General features: G+C 73.1%; 11 protein-coding genes. 9 read left to right on the forward strand and 2 right to left on the reverse strand.

The genetic code is table 11. From position 1 onward, the window contains the following. Positions 1–178 precede the first annotated feature (178 nt). Complete coding sequence (locus M6G08_RS23490) at positions 179–625, forward strand: Fur family transcriptional regulator (RefSeq protein ID WP_272589140.1); 447 nt, start codon at positions 179–181, stop codon at positions 623–625. A 24-nt stretch (positions 626–649) separates the two neighbouring features. Further along, complete coding sequence (gene katG / locus M6G08_RS23495) at positions 650–2,872, forward strand: catalase/peroxidase HPI (RefSeq protein WP_272589141.1); 2,223 nt, start codon at positions 650–652, stop codon at positions 2,870–2,872. Between the two features lie 51 nt (positions 2,873–2,923). Here the strand turns inward: katG and M6G08_RS23500 are convergent, their stop codons facing one another. After that, a complete protein-coding gene (locus tag M6G08_RS23500) occupies positions 2,924–3,886 on the reverse strand; it encodes a GlxA family transcriptional regulator (protein ID WP_272589142.1) in 963 nt (320 codons plus the stop codon). A gap of 119 nt (positions 3,887–4,005) precedes the next feature. Between M6G08_RS23500 and M6G08_RS23505 the strand changes: the two genes are divergently transcribed. Together M6G08_RS23505 and M6G08_RS23510 are read left to right on the forward strand one after the other, a co-directional pair. Further along, positions 4,006–5,004: a phosphotransferase gene (locus M6G08_RS23505; RefSeq protein ID WP_272589143.1), complete on the forward strand. Its 999-nt coding sequence runs from the start codon at positions 4,006–4,008 to the stop codon at positions 5,002–5,004. A 45-nt stretch (positions 5,005–5,049) separates the two neighbouring features. Next, complete coding sequence (locus tag M6G08_RS23510) at positions 5,050–5,316, forward strand: hypothetical protein (RefSeq protein WP_272589144.1); 267 nt, start codon at positions 5,050–5,052, stop codon at positions 5,314–5,316. Between the two features lie 2 nt (positions 5,317–5,318). Here the strand turns inward: M6G08_RS23510 and M6G08_RS23515 are convergent, their stop codons facing one another. Continuing rightward, a complete protein-coding gene (locus M6G08_RS23515; RefSeq protein ID WP_272589145.1) occupies positions 5,319–6,296 on the reverse strand; it encodes a MerR family transcriptional regulator in 978 nt (325 codons plus the stop codon). A gap of 87 nt (positions 6,297–6,383) precedes the next feature. Between M6G08_RS23515 and M6G08_RS23520 the strand changes: the two genes are divergently transcribed. The 5 genes from M6G08_RS23520 (at position 6,384) to M6G08_RS23540 (ending at position 16,388) form a co-directional block, all read left to right on the forward strand. After that, positions 6,384–7,916, forward strand: coding sequence for an alpha/beta fold hydrolase (locus M6G08_RS23520; RefSeq protein ID WP_272589146.1), 1,533 nt, complete (start codon positions 6,384–6,386; stop codon positions 7,914–7,916). A gap of 151 nt (positions 7,917–8,067) precedes the next feature. Then, the gene (locus tag M6G08_RS23525) at positions 8,068–9,663 is read left to right on the forward strand and encodes a molybdopterin-dependent oxidoreductase (protein WP_272589147.1); all 1,596 of its coding nucleotides are present in this window, start codon (positions 8,068–8,070) and stop codon (positions 9,661–9,663) included. 311 nt (positions 9,664–9,974) lie between these two features. Beyond that, positions 9,975–12,761 carry a PQQ-dependent sugar dehydrogenase gene (locus M6G08_RS23530; protein WP_272589148.1) on the forward strand — a complete coding sequence of 929 codons (2,787 nt, stop codon included), beginning with the start codon at positions 9,975–9,977 and terminating at the stop codon, positions 12,759–12,761. A gap of 16 nt (positions 12,762–12,777) precedes the next feature. Then, entirely contained in the window at positions 12,778–14,535 is a 1,758-nt protein-coding gene (locus M6G08_RS23535) for a lectin (protein ID WP_272589149.1), read from the forward strand. Between the two features lie 182 nt (positions 14,536–14,717). Next, positions 14,718–16,388, forward strand: a complete 1,671-nt coding sequence (locus tag M6G08_RS23540) for a cellulase family glycosylhydrolase (RefSeq protein WP_272589150.1) — start codon at positions 14,718–14,720, stop codon at positions 16,386–16,388. Positions 16,389–16,393 lie beyond the last annotated feature (5 nt).

Below are 16,393 nucleotides of genomic sequence, written 5' to 3' on the forward strand. Positions count from 1 at the left end.
GGTCGTGCCGGGACACGGCATTCCCTGCCGGTGCCCACCACCCACGTTGTCTACACGATCGTCCGGGGCCGACCCGGCAGGCCGGACACGGCGGCGGCACACCGGCACCGGACGGTCACCGAAATGGATCGGTTCGTTTCCTTGAGTCGTTCGTGTTTGCGGGAGTAGGTTCACCGCCATGACCGCATCCCGGGACCCGGCCGTCGCCTCCCAACTGCGCGGAGCCGGACTGCGAGTGACCGCCGCCCGTGCCGCGCTGCTCGAGACCGTCCGGCGGGGCGATCACCTCGACGCCGAGGCGATCGCGGCCGGGGTGCGCCGCCGCGTGGGCCACGTCTCCCTCCAGGCCGTGTACGAGGCGCTGCGCGCGCTCACCGCGGCCGGACTCGTGCGCCGCATCCAGCCGCCCGGCGGCCCGGCGCGGTTCGAGGGACGGGTGGGCGACAACCACCACCACGTCCTGTGCCGGTCCTGCGGCGTTCTCGCCGACGTCGACTGCGCCGTCGGCGAGGCGCCCTGCCTGACCGCCTCCGACGACCACGGCTTCTCGATAGACGAGGCCGAGGTCATCTACCGGGGCCTGTGCCCCGACTGCTCCACCACCCGCAGTTCCCCAGCACCTTGATCCGCCCCGTTCGGAAGGATTCCCATGTCCGAGAACCACGACGCCATCGTCACCGACGCGAAGACGGAGGAGACGGGCGGCTGCCCGGTCGCCCATGGACGTGCCCCGCACCCCACCCAGGGCGGCGGCAACCGTCAGTGGTGGCCGGAGCGGCTCAACCTGAAGATCCTCGCCAAGAACCCCGCCGTGGCCAACCCGCTGGGTGAGGAGTTCGACTACGCGGCGGCCTTCCAGGCGCTCGACCTCCAGGCCGTCAAACGCGACATCGCCGAGGTACTGACCACCTCGCAGGACTGGTGGCCCGCCGACTTCGGCAACTACGGCCCCCTGATGATCCGTATGGCCTGGCACAGCGCGGGCACCTACCGCATCAGCGACGGCCGCGGCGGCGCTGGCGCCGGGCAGCAGCGCTTCGCCCCGCTCAACAGCTGGCCGGACAACGGCAACCTCGACAAGGCGCGCCGCCTGCTGTGGCCGGTCAAGAAGAAGTACGGCCAGAGCATCTCCTGGGCCGACCTGCTGGTCCTCACCGGCAACGTCGCCCTGGAGACGATGGGCTTCGAGACCTTCGGCTTCGCCGGTGGCCGCGCCGACGTGTGGGAGGCCGAGGAGGACGTCTACTGGGGTCCCGAGACCACCTGGCTCGACGACCGGCGCTACACCGGCGACCGCGAGCTGGAGAACCCGCTCGGCGCGGTCCAGATGGGCCTGATCTACGTCAACCCCGAGGGGCCCAACGGCAACCCGGACCCGATCGCCGCCGCCCGCGACATCCGGGAGACGTTCCGCCGCATGGCGATGAACGACGAGGAGACCGTCGCGCTGATCGCCGGCGGCCACACCTTCGGCAAGACCCACGGCGCCGGCCCGGCCGACCACGTCGGCGACGACCCCGAGGCCGCCTCCATGGACCAGATGGGCCTGGGCTGGAAGAACACCTACGGCACCGGCAAGGGCGCGGACGCCATCACCTCCGGCCTGGAGGTCACCTGGACCTCCACCCCGACCCAGTGGGGCAACGGGTTCTTCAAGAACCTCTTCGAGTACGAGTACGAGTTGGAGCAGAGCCCCGCCGGCGCACACCAGTGGGTCGCCAAGGACGCCCCGGAGATCATCCCCGACGCCCACGACCCGGCGAAGAAGCACCGCCCGAAGATGCTCACCACCGACCTGTCGCTGCGCTACGACCCGGTCTACGAGCCGATCTCCCGCCGGTTCTACGAGAACCCGGAGGAGTTCGCGGACGCCTTCGCCCGCGCCTGGTACAAGCTGACCCACCGCGACATGGGCCCGAAGTCCCTGTACCTCGGCCCGGAGGTCCCCGAGGAGACCCTCGTCTGGCAGGACCCGCTGCCCGAGCCCGAGGGAGAGGCCGTCGACGCCGAGGACATCGAGACCCTCAAGACCAAGCTCCTCGAGTCCGGTCTGTCCGTCCCGCAGCTGGTGTCGACCGCGTGGGCCTCGGCGTCCACCTTCCGCGGCAGCGACAAGCGCGGCGGCGCCAACGGCGCCCGCATCCGCCTTGAGCCGCAGCGCGGCTGGGAGGTCAACGAGCCCGACGAGCTGGCGCAGGTCCTGCGCGTCCTCGAAGGGGTGCGGGAGGAGTTCAACTCCGGCGCCGGCGGCAAGAAGGTCTCCCTGGCCGACCTGATCGTCCTCGGCGGCTGTGCCGCCGTCGAGAAGGCCGCCAAGGAAGCCGGCTACCAGGTGGAGGTCCCGTTCACCGCGGGCCGCGTGGACGCGACGGAGGAGCACACCGACGCCGAGTCGTTCGAGGCGCTGGAGCCGACCGCCGACGGGTTCCGCAACTACCTCGGCAAGGGCAACCGGCTGCCGGCCGAGTTCCTGCTGCTCGACCGGGCGAACCTGCTCACCCTGAGCGCTCCGGAGATGACCGTCCTGGTCGGCGGCCTGCGCGTGCTGGGTGCCAACCACCAGCAGTCCCAGCTCGGCGCCCTCACCCGGACGCCCGGCTCGCTGACCAACGACTTCTTCGTCAACCTGCTCGACCTGGGCATCACCTGGAAGGCGACGTCCGAGGACCAGACCACGTTCGAGGGCCGCGACGCCGCCACCGGCGAGGTCAAGTGGGCCGGTTCCCGCGCCGACCTGGTCTTCGGCTCCAACTCCGAGCTGCGGGCCCTCGCCGAGGTCTACGCGAGCGACGACGCGAAGGAGAAGTTCGTCCACGACTTCGTCGCCGCCTGGGTCAAGGTCATGAACCTCGACCGGTTCGACCTGGCCTGATCCGCTGTTGTCCGGGCCGGCCGGAACCGGCCGGCCCGGACGCCGCCGCCCCTACGCGCCGCCGCGGAACGTGTTGCGGTACGCCCGCGGCGACACCCCGAGCACCTCACGGAAGTGCTGGCGCATCGCCGTACCGGTGCCGAAGCCGGCCAGGGCGGCGACGCGGTCCACCGGTTCGTCGCCGCGCTCCAGCAGCCGCCGGGCGTAGTCCAGACGCTGCCGGCCGAGCCACTGCATCGGCGTCTCCCCGGTCTCCTGCCGGAACCTCCGGCTGAGGGTCCGCACACTCATCGCCGACTGCCGGGCCAGGTCCTGCAGGGTGAGGGGCTCGCCCAGCCGCTGGAGCGCGTAGGTGCGGGCGGCGGCCGTCGTCGAGTCGTCCGCCTGCCTGATGGGGCGGTCGACGTACTGGGCCTGGCCGCCCTCGCGGTGCGGTGGCACCACGGTGCCGCGCGCGACGGTGTTCGCCACCTCGGCGCCGTGGTCGCCGCGGATCATGTGCAGGCACAGGTCGATCCCGGCGGCGACACCGGCCGAGGTGAGCACACCACGGTCGTCCGTGTAGAGCACGTCCGGATCGACGTCCACCTCCGGGTAGAGCGCGGCCAGTTCGGCGCACGACTTCCAGTGCGTCGTGGCCCGCCGCCCCGCCAGCACCCCGGCCGCCGCCAGCACGAACGAACCGGTGCAGATGGACGCCAGCCGGGCCGTCGGGGGAATCCGCTCCAGGGCCGCGCGCACCGGTGCGGCGAGCCGCCCGCGCTCCTGCGGCGCGTAGTCCTCCACGGCCGCCGGCACCACCACCGTGTCGGCGCCTTCCAGTACGTCCGGCCCGTGCGCGACGTTCACACTGAAGTCGGTGTCCGTGGCGATCTCGCCGGGCTCGGACGCGCACGTGAGCACCGAGTACAGCCGCCGGCCGGCGTCGTCGACGGCGGTCCCGAACAGACGGTGCACGATCCCCAGCTCCATCGGCAGCAGTCCGGGACGTACGTAGACCACCACACGGTGCACTGCCTCACCCCTCATCCCTCGCCCAATGCCTGGCTCACGGCCGGATTCTGCCACCCTCTCGCTGCCGGGCGGCCCGAAAAGCGCTGGCCGCCCGGGACGCACGGTGCTGGGATGACCGGATGCGCAGCGAGATCTCGGCGACCGTGGACCGCGGGCGGTTCCAGGACGCGGTGACGCCCTGGGACGACGACGTCTGGCGGGCCGGCGTCCTCGACTGGGTGACGGCCTCGCTCGCCGCCCTGGGCGTGCGCCCGACGGGGGAGTGGCGGGTGCGGTCACGGCCGTGGTCCGTCCTGGCGCGGCTGTCCGTCGAGGGGCGCGACGCGGTCTGGTTCAAGGCGAACCCGCCGGCCAGTGCCTTCGAGGGCCTGCTGACGGCGGCGCTGGCCCGCTGGGCACCGGGGCACGTCCTGGAACCGCTCGCGGTGGACGCCGTCCGCGGCTGGTCCCTGCTGCCCGACGGGGGACCGCTGTTGCGGGACGTACTGGACCGCCGGGGCGCCGGCCCCGAAGCGTGGGAAGGGCTCCTGCGCCGGTACGCGGCCCTGCAGCACGCCCTGACGCCCCGCGCGCGGGAGATCGAACGGCTCGGGGTCCCCGGCACGCCCGTCACCGCCCTGCCCGGCGTCTTCGACCGGCTCGACGACACGCCGCTGGAGCCGGAGGAACGGCACCGGCTCCGCCGCCTGGGCCCCCGCCTCCTGGACTGGTGCGCGGAACTCGACGCCCTGGGCGTCCCGGACTCCCTCGACCACGCCGACCTGCACGACGGCCAGCTCTTCCACCCCGGGCCGGGCGCGTTCACCGTCTTCGACTGGGGCGACGCCGTCGTCTCCCACCCCTTCTGCAGCCTGGCGGTCCCCGCCCGCCGTGCCCGCGAGCGGCACGGCCCGCACGTACTGCCGCGCCTGCGCGACGCCTACCTGGAGCCGTGGACGGGCTCCGGCCGGACCACCCGGGAGCTGCGGCGCGCGCTCGTCCTCGCCTGGCGGCTGAGCGCCCTGCACCGGGCCGGCGCGTACGGCAGGGTCTTCCCCGGGTCCGGGGCCGCGGGTGCCGAGGTGGCGGCGGAGGGCGCCCGCTGCCTGCTGGAGCTGTTCGACGAGCCACCGTTCTGAGCCACTGTGCCGCCGTTGTCAGTGGCGGATGCGAGGCTGCGGGGCATGGATGAGGTGGAGTTCATGCGCGGCCGGGTCTACGGAGCGGAGCACGACGACCCCGGACCGCGCCCCGGACGCGCATACGCGCAACTGGTCGGCGGTCCGCTGGACGGTCTGCTCCTGGACGTCACGGACCTGTCGGAGCAGGAGTACGCCCGGGGCGTGTCACTGGCCACGGAGATAGGCCGCTACGGTCCGGGCGGCCGTTCCGCGTACGCGCCGAGGCCGGGCGATCCCCGCCGCCTCGACTGGCGCGGCGACGTCCCCTGACGTCACACCGCCGGCGGCGACGGGGCTCCCGTCTGCGCCACCAGGGCCGCGTACAGCCAGTCGTGGGCGGAACCGGGCGTCGGCTCCGGCCGGCGGCCCGGCTCGGTGACGACCTCGGTCACCAGGTCCCAGTAGCGGTCGATCCGCGGGTCGGCCGCGAGCTGCCCGGCCAGCCGGAGCCGGAACTCCGGGCTGTCCCGGATTCCGTACGCGCTGGTGTACGCGTCGACGAAGCCGTCCAGCGCCTCCCCCGGCCGCGGGTCCCGGCCCCGCCGCATCTGGACACCCGCCAGCTCGTACGCCTCCGCCAGTCCCGCGTACAGCACGGCGGCTCCCCGGGCACCGGCGGCCCGGTGCGCCTCGGGCTGGGGCCGCGCGGTGCCGGGGCACGGCGCGAGGGCGAGGGCGTTGAGGTGGGCGAAGGCGAGGACCTGGGCCGGAGCCGGGTCCTCGGGCGGCTGCGGTACGGCGACCTCCAGGAACGCCCGGACCGACCGGGCCGGCATCCGCGGCGGCAGCCAGCCCCGCCAGAACCGGACCAGCGGCTCCGTGCTGGGCGGCATGGACACCGCCCCGATCAGGTTCAGCCGTTCGGCCCGTTGCCCGGGCGGACACTCCTGCACCAGGCGCAGGGCCGCCTCCCGCCAGCGCAAGGCCCTCATCTCGGAGCCGAGTTCGCGCAGCCGCCCGGCGACCGCGTCCTCCAGCGCGCCACCCTCCCGTCCGCCCTCGCCGCCCGCCGCGTCCTCCTCCGCCAGGACCCGGCGCACCTCGGGTACCGACAGGCCGAGCGCGCGCAGGGAACGGATCAGGCGCAGCCGGCCCAGCGCGTCGGAGCCGTACCGCCGGTGCCCGCCGGCGCTGCGGGAGGCCTCCGGCAGCAGGCCCCGGTCGGAGTAGAAGCGGACGGTCTTCACGGTGACGCCCGCCCGGGCGGCCAGGTCCCCGATGCCGCACAGACCGTCGGACGACGTGATCACTTGAACCTCCCTCAGGGGGAGTTTCTACCGTACCGGCGAGCGCGGGCCGGTGACCGGGCCGGACCGCCGAGGTACGGAGGAGAGACCATGACCGCTTTCATCCTGGTGTCGGGCATGTTCACCGGCACCCACGTCTGGCAGGAGACGACCGCCCGTCTGACCGCCGCGGGCGCCGAAGCGCACGCGGTCGCCCTGACCGGGCTCGACGGCCCGCCCGGCCCGGCGGGGACCCGCACCGACCTGGAGACCCACATCGCGGACGTCCTCGCCGTGATCGACTCGATCGACGCGACGGACCGGAAGATCGTGCTGGTCGGCCACGACTACGGCATCCACCCGGCGCTGGGCGCCGCCGACCGGAGGGCCCCGCGCGTCGACCGGATCGTCTACCTGGACTCGGGCATGCCCGGCGACGGCGTCCCGGCCCTGGCCGCGGTGCCCGACCAGTCCCTGCGCGAGCGGCTGGCCGCGGCGGCCGGGGACGCGGACGCCGACGACGTGCTGCCGCCGCCGGCCACCCACGACGAGTGGCGCCTGTGGGGCAGCACCGAGGGCGTGCCCGGCCCGGCGCTGGACCGGCTCACCGCCCTCGCCGCGCCGCAGCCGACGGGCACCCTGCTCCAGCCGCTCCGGCTGACCGGTGCGGTGGCCTCGGTGCCCACCACCGGCGTGCTGTGCACCGGCAACGGCACGAGCATCGAGATGGTCCAGATGATGGTGGGCTTCGGCGATCCCGCGCTGCGGGCCCTGGTCGACCCCCGGGTGACCTTCTTCGAACTGGCCACCGGTCACTGGCCGATGCTCTCCAGCCCGGCCGGACTGACGGACGTACTGCTGCGGGCCGCGGCCGGCGAGGGGCACCGGCTGGAGCCCGTCGAAGCGACCGAACCGCCCCCGCACCTGCGGCCGTTCCTGCTGGACGTCCCCGAAGCCCCGCGGGAGCGGCACGGAAACGTCGACCTGCACCTGCCCGAGGCCGAGGAACCACGGCCCGCGGTGCTGTTCGTGCACGGCGGCCCGGTCCCCGCCGACGCACGGCCCACACCGAGGGACTGGCCGACCCTGACGGGGTACGCGCGCTGCGCGGCGGCGGGCGGTGCGGTGGGCGCCGTCGTCGACCACCGTCTGCACGACCTGTCGGACTACGAGCGGGCCGCCGCCGACGTGGCCGCCGCCGTGGAGCGGGTCCGGGCCGACCCACGTGTGGACGCGGACCGGGTCGCGCTGTGGTTCTTCTCCGGCGGCGGCCCGATCGCGGCGGACTGGCTGGACGCGCCGCCGTCCTGGCTGCGCTGCCTGGCGGCCACCTACCCGGTCCTGGCGCCACTGCCCAACTGGGGACTGTCCGGCGGCCGGTTCCACCCGGCGGACGCGGTGGCGAACGCCGGCGCCCTGCCCGTCGTCCTCACGCGCGTCGGACTGGAGATGCCCGAGATAGCCGCCACCGTCGAGAAGTTCCTCGCCGCGGCCGAGGAGGGCGGGGCGGACGTGGAGGTGGTGGACGTGCCGCACGGCCACCACGCCTTCGAGACCGTCGACCCGACGGACGAGTCCCGCGAAGCCGTGCGCCGCGCGATGCGCGCGGTCCTGGCCCGCCTCGGCCGGCCGGGTACGCGGTAGGCGCGCACACGGACACCGGCCCGCGGCACCGGATCGGTGCCGCGGGTCCCCGGGCGGCGCAGCGCGGCAGCCGCCAGGGACACGGGCCTCCCACGGCCGCGACGGTCACCGCCGCACCAATCCACCCGGTGCCCGGCCCCGGATTACCGGCGTGAGCGACGAAGCGAACGCACCGCGGCGGAACCCCCGGACGACCACACGGCTCTCGCTGGGGGCGTTGAGCGGACTCCTGGCAGGAGGTGCCGCGCTCGCCGTCGCCGAACTGGTGGCGGCGGCGGTGCGTCCGCAGGCCGGTCCGGTGGTCGCGGTCGGCGGTGCCGCCATCGACCGCACCCCGGCCGCCGTGAAGGACTGGGCGATCCGCGCCTTCGGCACCGACGACAAGCTGGTCCTCCGGCTCGGCATCCTCACCGTCCTGGCCCTGTTCGCCCTGGCCCTCGGCGTCCTCGCCGCCCGCCACCGGCGTACGGGGACCGCGGGCGTCCTGGTCTTCGGTGCCGTCGGGGCGGCGGCCGCCACCAGCCGTCCCGACTCCACGAGCCTCACCGACACCCTCCCGTCCGTCGTCGGGGCGCTCGCCGGTGCCGCACTCCTGCACCTCCTCGCCGGCCGCCTCCCGGCGGTGCCCCGGGGCGCGGGGCAGGAGCCCGGCGAGGGCTGGGACCGGCGCCGCTTCGTCCTCGCGGCGACCGCCGCTGCCGCCGCCTCGGCCGGGGCGGGTGCGGTGGGCCGGGCCCTGAACGGCGCCGGCGGCCGGGAGGCCGTGGCCTCCCGCAGGAACATCGACCTGCCGCCGCCCGCCTCACGGGCACCCGCGGTGCCCCGGGGAGCACAGGTGAGGGTCGCCGGTGTCAGCCCGTTCATCACGCCCAACGCGGACTTCTACCGGGTGGACACCGCACTGGTGGTCCCCAAGGTGGACGCCGGCGCCTGGCGGCTGCGCATCCACGGGGACGGAGTCACCAGGGAGAAGACCCTGACCTTCGACGACCTGCTGCGCCGCGAACTGATCGAGCGCGACGTCACCCTCACCTGCGTCTCCAACGAGGTCGGCGGCCCCTATGTGGGCAACGCCCGCTGGATCGGCGTCCGCCTCGCCGGCCTGCTCGAGGAGTGCGGGGTGCGGCCTCCTTCGAAGGGCGGCCCCGCCGACCAGCTGGTCGCCCGCTCGGTGGACGGCATGACCATCGGCACCCCGGTCGAGGACGTCATGGACGGCCGCGACGCGATGCTCGCCGTCGGCATGAACGGCGAACCCCTGCCCTTCGACCACGGCTTCCCGGTCCGCATGCTGGTCCCCGGCCTGTACGGCTACGTGTCCGCCTGCAAGTGGATCGAGGACATCGAGCTGACCACCTTCGACGCGTACGACGCCTACTGGGTCAAGCGCGACTGGGCCCGCGAGGCCCCGGTCAAGACGCAGTCCCGGATCGACACGCCGAAGCCGTTCGCGCGGCCGGAGGAGGGCGCCGTGATGGTGGCCGGCGTCGCCTGGGCGCAGCACCGCGGCATCGACAAGGTGGAGGTCCGCGTCGACGACGGTCCCTGGCAGGAAGCCACCCTCGCGGCCGAGGACACCCGCGACACCTGGCGCCAGTGGTCCTGTGCCTGGCAGGCCACGAAGGGCGGCCACACCCTCACCGTGCGGGCCACCGACCGTACCGGCGAGGTGCAGACCCAGAAGCGCACCCGCACCGTCCCCGACGGCGCGGACGGATGGCACTCCGTGGTGGTGACGGTGGAGTGACCCACCGGCTGGTGCGCCTCCACTCGGTGCACCGGCCACTTTGTCCCGCGACGGGAAAAAGAATCGAGATCTTGTGCGGAAGGGGTTACAGGTTCGGACCAAGCCCGCTAACTTCCTTGAAATGAACCGGTCATGAGTGTCTCCCGACCGGCGTTCGACGGCGCGACGGCGCGCGCCCGTACTCCCTCACGGCAGGACTCACACGCCTGCCGCCACCCCACACTTCCCGGGAGAACCCTGTGCGCACGAGACCGCTCGGACACAGACGTGTCCGCTCCTTACTGCCGGCCCTGGTGTGTGCCCTCGGCCTGATGCTGCCGGTGAGTCCGGCCACCGCCGCCCCGGCGGACCCCGGCGGCGACGGAACCGGTGCCGCCGTGGCCGCCGAAGAGTTCCAACAGGTCACCCTCGCCAAGGGCGTGGCCGAGACCGGCGAACCCATGACCCTGGCCGTCCTGCCGGACCGTTCGGTACTGCACACCTCGCGCGACGGCACGCTCCGGCTGACCGACCCGGCGGGGAACACCGCCGTGGCCGGCAGGCTCGACGTCTACAGCCACGACGAGGAGGGCCTGCAAGGCGTCGCGGTGGACCCGGGCTTCGCCACCAACCGCTTCGTCTACCTCTACTACGCGCCCGAGCTCGGCACACCGGCCGGTGACGCACCCGCGGAGGGCTCGGCGTCCGACTTCGCCCCCTTCGACGGCGTCAACCGGCTCTCCCGCTTCGTGCTGCGCACCGACGGCACCCTGGACCAGGCCAGCGAGAAGAAGATCCTCGACGTGCCCGCCTCCCGCGGCCTGTGCTGTCACGTCGGCGGCGACATCGACTTCGACGCGGCGGGCAACCTCTACCTGTCGACGGGCGACGACACCAACCCCTTCGCCTCGGACGGCTACACCCCCATCGACGAACGCGCCTCGCGCAACCCCGCCTACGACGCCCAGCGTTCCGCCGGCAACACCAACGACCTGCGCGGCAAGATCCTGCGCATCAAGGTGAACGCCGACGGCTCGTACGGCATCCCGTCCGGCAACCTCTTCCCGCCCGGCACCGCCCGGACGCGGCCCGAGATCTACGCCATGGGCTTCCGCAACCCGTTCCGGATGAGCGTCGACAAGGCCACGGGCACCGTCTACGTGGGCGACTACGGCCCGGACGCGGGCACCGCGAGCGCCTCCCGGGGCCCCGCCGGACAGGTCGAGTTCAACCGCGTCACCGAGGCCGGCAACTTCGGCTGGCCCTACTGCACCGGCGACAACGACGCCTACGTCGACCACGACTTCGCCACCGGCGGCGCGGGCGCCACGTTCGACTGCGCCGCCCCGAGGAACACCTCGCCGCGCAACTCCGGCCTCACCGACCTGCCGCCCGCCCAGCCCGCCTGGATTCCCTACGACGGGGGCTCCGTACCGGAGTTCGGGAGCGGCTCCGAGTCACCCATGGGCGGACCCGTCTACCGCTACGACGCGAACTCCGCCTCCGACGTGAAGTTCCCCGAGGCGTACGACGGCGACTTCTTCGCCGGCGAGTTCGGCCGCCGCTGGATCAAGCGCGTCGAGACCGGCGGCGACGGCACCGTGCAGTCCATCAACGCCTTCCCCTGGAGCGGCACCCAGGTGATGGACATGGCCTTCGGCCCGGACGGTGCCCTCTACGTGCTGGACTACGGCACCGGCTACTTCAACGGCGACGCCAACTCCGCCCTCTACCGCATCGAGCACATCACCGGCGGCCACGCCCCCGTCGCCCAGGCCGGGGCCGACACCACCTCCGGCACCGCCCCGCTGACGGTGGCCTTCTCCTCCGCCGGCAGCTCCGACGCCGACGGCGACGCCCTCACCCACGCCTGGGACTTCGGTGACGGCGCCAGCTCCACCGCGGCCGACCCCACCCACACCTACACCACGAACGGCCGGTACACGGCCACCCTGAAGGTCACCGACACGACGGGCAAGTCCGCGACGGCCTCCGTCCACATCACCGTGGGCAACACCGCGCCCAGCGTGCGCATCGACCTGCCCACCGACGGACGCGTCTACGACTTCGGCGCCGCCATCCCCTTCAAGGTGACGGTGACCGACCCCGAGGACGGCACCGTCGACTGCGCCAAGGTGAAGGTCACCTTCATCATCGGCCACGACAGCCACGGCCACCCGCAGACCTCGGCCACCGGCTGCACCGGCACCCTCCAGACCCTGGCGGACGGCGAACACGACCCGAACGCCAACATCTTCGGCGTCATCGACGCCGAGTACACCGACAACGGCGCGAACGGCCAGCCCGCCCTCACCACCCACGACCAGCACATCACCCAGCCCAGCCACCGCCAGGCCGAGCACTACGGCGACTCCTCGGGTGTCCAGGTCGTCAACCACGCGCCCGCGCACGGAGGCAGGACCGTCGGCCACATCGAGAACGGCGACTGGATCTCCTTTCGGCCGTACGCCCTCGACAACGTCACCGCCTTCACCGCCCGGGTCTCCTCGGCCGGAACCGGCGGCACCATCGAGCTGCGCGCCGGCTCCCCGACCGGCACCCTGCTCGGCACCGCGACGGTCCCGGTGACCGGCGGCTGGGAGACCTTCCAGGACGTGACGGCCGCCCTGAGCAATCAGCCGGCCGGCTCCACGACACTCCACCTCGTCTTCAAGGGCGGCCCCGGCTCCCTCTTCGACGTGGACGAGTTCTCCTTCACCACCGACGAAGGCGGTGCCCGGACCGGGCCGGTGCGGGGGGTGAACGGCAAGTGCCTGGACGTGGACAACGCGGGGACGGCGGACGGTACGGCGGTGCAGCTCTGGTCGTGCAACCAGTCGTCCGCGCAGGAGTGGACGGTGGCCGCTGACGGCACGTTGCGGGCGCTGGGGAAGTGTCTGGACGTGTCCGGTGGCGCGAGTGCGGACGGTACGCGCGTCCAGCTGTGGACGTGCAACGGGACGGGTGCGCAGAAGTGGGCGGCGCAGCCGGACGGCACGGTGCGCAATCCGCAGTCGGGCAAGTGCCTGGACGCGTCGGGCGGTACGTGGAACGACGGGACGCCGGTCCACCTGTGGACCTGCCACACCGGCCCCAACCAGAAGTGGACCCTTCTGTAGAGAGGAGGCGACCTCCATGCGCCACCATCTGAGAACAGCCCTCGGCCTGTTCGCCGCCGCCGTACTGTGCGCGGCGCCCCAGGCCACCGCCCTGCCCGGCGCCACCCCCGACACCGCCACCGCCCGCACCGCGGCACAGGCCGCGGCCGACCCCGCGTACGAAGTGCTCGTCTTCTCCCGGACCGCCGGCTTCCGCCACTCCTCGATCGACGACGGCATCGCGGCCCTGCGGGATCTCGGCGCGGCGAACAACTTCACCGTGGACGCCACCGAGGACCCGGGGGCCTTCACCACCGGGAACCTCGCCCGGTACGAGGCGGTCGTCTTCCTGTCGACGACGGGTGACGTGCTCGGCGACGCCCAGCAGACGGCGTTCGAGAGCTACGTCAACGCCGGCGGCGGATACGTCGGCATCCACGCGGCGGCCGACACCGAGTACGACTGGCCCTTCTACGCGGGGCTGGCGGGCGCCCTCTTCCACTCCCACCCCGCCATCCAGCCCGCCACCGTCGAGGTCGAGGACCGCGCGCACGACGCCACCGCGCACCTCGGCGGCACCTGGCAGCGGACCGACGAGTGGTACAACTACCGCACCAACCCGCGCACCACGGCCCACGTCCTGGCCTCGCTCGACGAGTCCAGCTACTCGGGCGGGAACATGAACGGTGACCACCCGATCGCCTGGTGCAAGGACTACGAGGGCGGCCGGGCCTTCTACACCGGCGGCGGCCACACCGACGAGTCCTACGCCGACCCCGCCTTCCGCAGGCACCTCCTCGGCGGCGTCCGCTGGGCGGCCGGCATGACCAACGCCGACTGCCGCCCGGAGAGCGGCTACACCTCCCTCTTCGACGGCTCCGGCACCACGGGCTGGCAGCAGGCCGGTCCCGGCGGGTTCACCCTCGCCGACGGTACCCTCACCTCGCACGGCGGGCTGGGCATGCTCTGGTACTCCGCCGAGGAGTTCACCGGGGACTACTCCCTCAAGCTCGACTGGAAGGCGGCCGGGGACGACAACTCCGGCGTCTTCGTGGGCTTCCCGGCCTCCTCCGACCCCTGGTCGGCGGTGGACAACGGCTACGAGATCCAGATCGACGCCACGGACGCGGCCGACCGGACCACGGGTGCCGTCTACGGGTTCCAGTCGGCGGACCTCGCGGCGCGCGACGCCGCGCTGAACCCGCCGGGGGAGTGGAACACGTACGAACTCCGCGTCACCGGCGAGCGGCTGGAGGTCTTCCTCAACGGCGTGAAGATCAACGACTTCACCAACACCGATCCGGCGCGGAGCCTGCGGCAGGGGTACATCGGCCTCCAGAACCACGGCGACGGCGACGAGGTGGCCTTCCGCGACGTCCGCGTCAAGCACGCCGGTACGCCGGGGCCCGATCCTGGGACCGGGCCGGTGCGGGGGGTGAACGGCAAGTGCCTGGACGTGGACAACGCGGGGACGGCGGACGGTACGGCGGTGCAGCTCTGGTCGTGCAACCAGTCGTCCGCGCAGGAGTGGACGGTGGCCGCTGACGGCACGTTGCGGGCGCTGGGGAAGTGTCTGGACGTGTCCGGTGGCGCGAGTGCGGACGGTACGCGCGTCCAGCTGTGGACGTGCAACGGGACGGGTGCGCAGAAGTGGGCGGCGCAGCCGGACGGCACGGTGCGCAATCCGCAGTCGGGCAAGTGCCTGGACGCGTCGGGCGGTACGTGGAACGACGGGACGCCGGTCCACCTGTGGACCTGCCACACCGGCCCCAACCAGAAGTGGACCCTGCCCTGACCTGATCCTGAGGGCACCGGACCCGGTACGTCCCGCTCATCCGCGTGAGCGGGACGTACCCGTTCCCCTCGACATGCGTTTCACGGCGCACGTCGTCTTGACGTGTACGCGCCTTCGTGGGTATATGGGAGCGCTCCCACAATAGTAAGCGCTTCCCCGCCTCCCCACTCCCTGGAGTCCCCGTGCGTACCGCGTCTCGCGCATCCCGGCAGCATTTATCAGCCCTCCTGCTCACGGCGCTGGCCGCCATGACCGGCCTGCTCGTCCTCGGCGCACTCTCTCCGGTGGCCGCCCTGGCCCAGTCGCCGCCCGGCGCCCGGGCGGCCACCGGTCTGCACATCGGCGGGGGCCGGCTCCTGGAGGCCAACGGCAACGACTTCGTCATGCGCGGCGTCAACCACGCCCACACCTGGTACCCCGGCGAGACCCAGTCGCTCGCCGACATCAAGGCACTGGGCGCCAACAGCGTCCGGGTCGTCCTCTCCGACGGCCACCGCTGGAGCGAGAACAGCCCCGCCGACGTGGCGGGCGTCGTCGCCCAGTGCAAGGCGAACCGGCTGATCTGCGTCCTGGAGGTGCACGACACCACCGGCTACGGCGAGGACGCCGCGGCCGGCACGCTCGACCACGCCGCCGACTACTGGATCGGCCTGAGGGACGTGCTGGCCGGTGAAGAGGACTACGTCATCGTCAACATCGGCAACGAGCCGTGGGGCAACACCGACCCCGCCGGCTGGACGGACCCGACCGTCGCGGCGGTGAAGAAGCTCCGCGACGCCGGATTCCGGCACACGATCATGGTGGACGCGCCCAACTGGGGCCAGGACTGGCAGGGCGTCATGCGGGCCAACGCGCGGACCGTGTACGACGCCGACCCCACCGGCAACCTGATCTTCTCGATCCACATGTACAGCGTCTACGACACCGCCCAGGAGATCACCGACTACCTCCAGGCCTACGTCGACGCCGGACTGCCCATCCTCATCGGCGAGTTCGGCGGTCCCGCCGACCAGTGGGGCGACCCCGACGAGGACACCATGATGGCCGCCGCCGAACGGCTGGACCTCGGTTACCTGGCCTGGTCGTGGAGCGGCAACACCGACCCGGTCCTGGACCTCGCCCTCGACTTCGACCCGAGCCGGCTCAGCTCCTGGGGCGAGCGCATCTTCCACGGCGCCGACGGCATCGCGCGGACCTCGAAGGAAGCGACGGTCTTCGGCGGCGGCACCCCGGACGACACCGAGGCGCCCACCGTCCCGGGGGCCCCGGCCGCCTCCGCCGTGACGGAGACCGCCGTCACCCTCAGCTGGGCCGCGGCGACCGACAACACCCGAGTCACCGGATACGACGTCGTCCGCGTCGACGGCGGCACCGAGACGCCGGTCGCGACCTCCACCACCGAATCGGTCACCGTGACGGACCTCACCGCCGGCACCGCCTACACCTTCGCCGTCTACGCCCGGGACGCGGCCGGCAACCGCTCGGCCCGCTCCGCCACGGTGGACGTCACGACCCGCGAGGGCGGCGGCACCCCCGGCGCCACGTGCGCGGTGACGTACCGCGTCGTCGGCGAGTGGCCGGGCGGCTTCCAGGGGGAGATCGCCGTCCGCAACACCGGGACCACCCCCCTCGGCCCGTGGACGCTCGACTTCACCTTCCCGGACGGCCAGACCGTCACCAGCATGTGGGGCGGGACACCGACGCAGACCGGCGGCGCGGTGAGCGTCGCCCCGGCCCCCTACACCGCCACCGTCCCGGCCGGTGGCACGGTCACCCTCGGGTTCACCGCTGGGAAGGGGACCGCGAACACCGCCCCGGCTGTTTTCAGCGTCAACGGGAACGCCTGCGCGTGACCGGT

It is taken from the genome of Streptomyces sp. M92, from assembly GCF_028473745.1.
Lineage (GTDB): Bacteria > Actinomycetota > Actinomycetes > Streptomycetales > Streptomycetaceae > Streptomyces.

Bases quoted from the DNA above. Each gene is read 5' to 3' on its own strand.
- M6G08_RS23490 (WP_272589140.1), top strand. From the start codon at position 179: ATGACCGCATCCCGGGACCCGGCCGTCGCCTCCCAACTGCGCGGAGCC.
- katG (WP_272589141.1), top strand. From the start codon at position 650: ATGTCCGAGAACCACGACGCCATCGTCACCGACGCGAAGACGGAGGAG.
- M6G08_RS23505 (WP_272589143.1), top strand. From the start codon at position 4,006: ATGCGCAGCGAGATCTCGGCGACCGTGGACCGCGGGCGGTTCCAGGAC.
- M6G08_RS23510 (WP_272589144.1), top strand. From the start codon at position 5,050: ATGGATGAGGTGGAGTTCATGCGCGGCCGGGTCTACGGAGCGGAGCAC.
- M6G08_RS23520 (WP_272589146.1), top strand. From the start codon at position 6,384: ATGACCGCTTTCATCCTGGTGTCGGGCATGTTCACCGGCACCCACGTC.
- M6G08_RS23530 (WP_272589148.1), top strand. From the start codon at position 9,975: ATGCTGCCGGTGAGTCCGGCCACCGCCGCCCCGGCGGACCCCGGCGGC.
- M6G08_RS23535 (WP_272589149.1), top strand. From the start codon at position 12,778: ATGCGCCACCATCTGAGAACAGCCCTCGGCCTGTTCGCCGCCGCCGTA.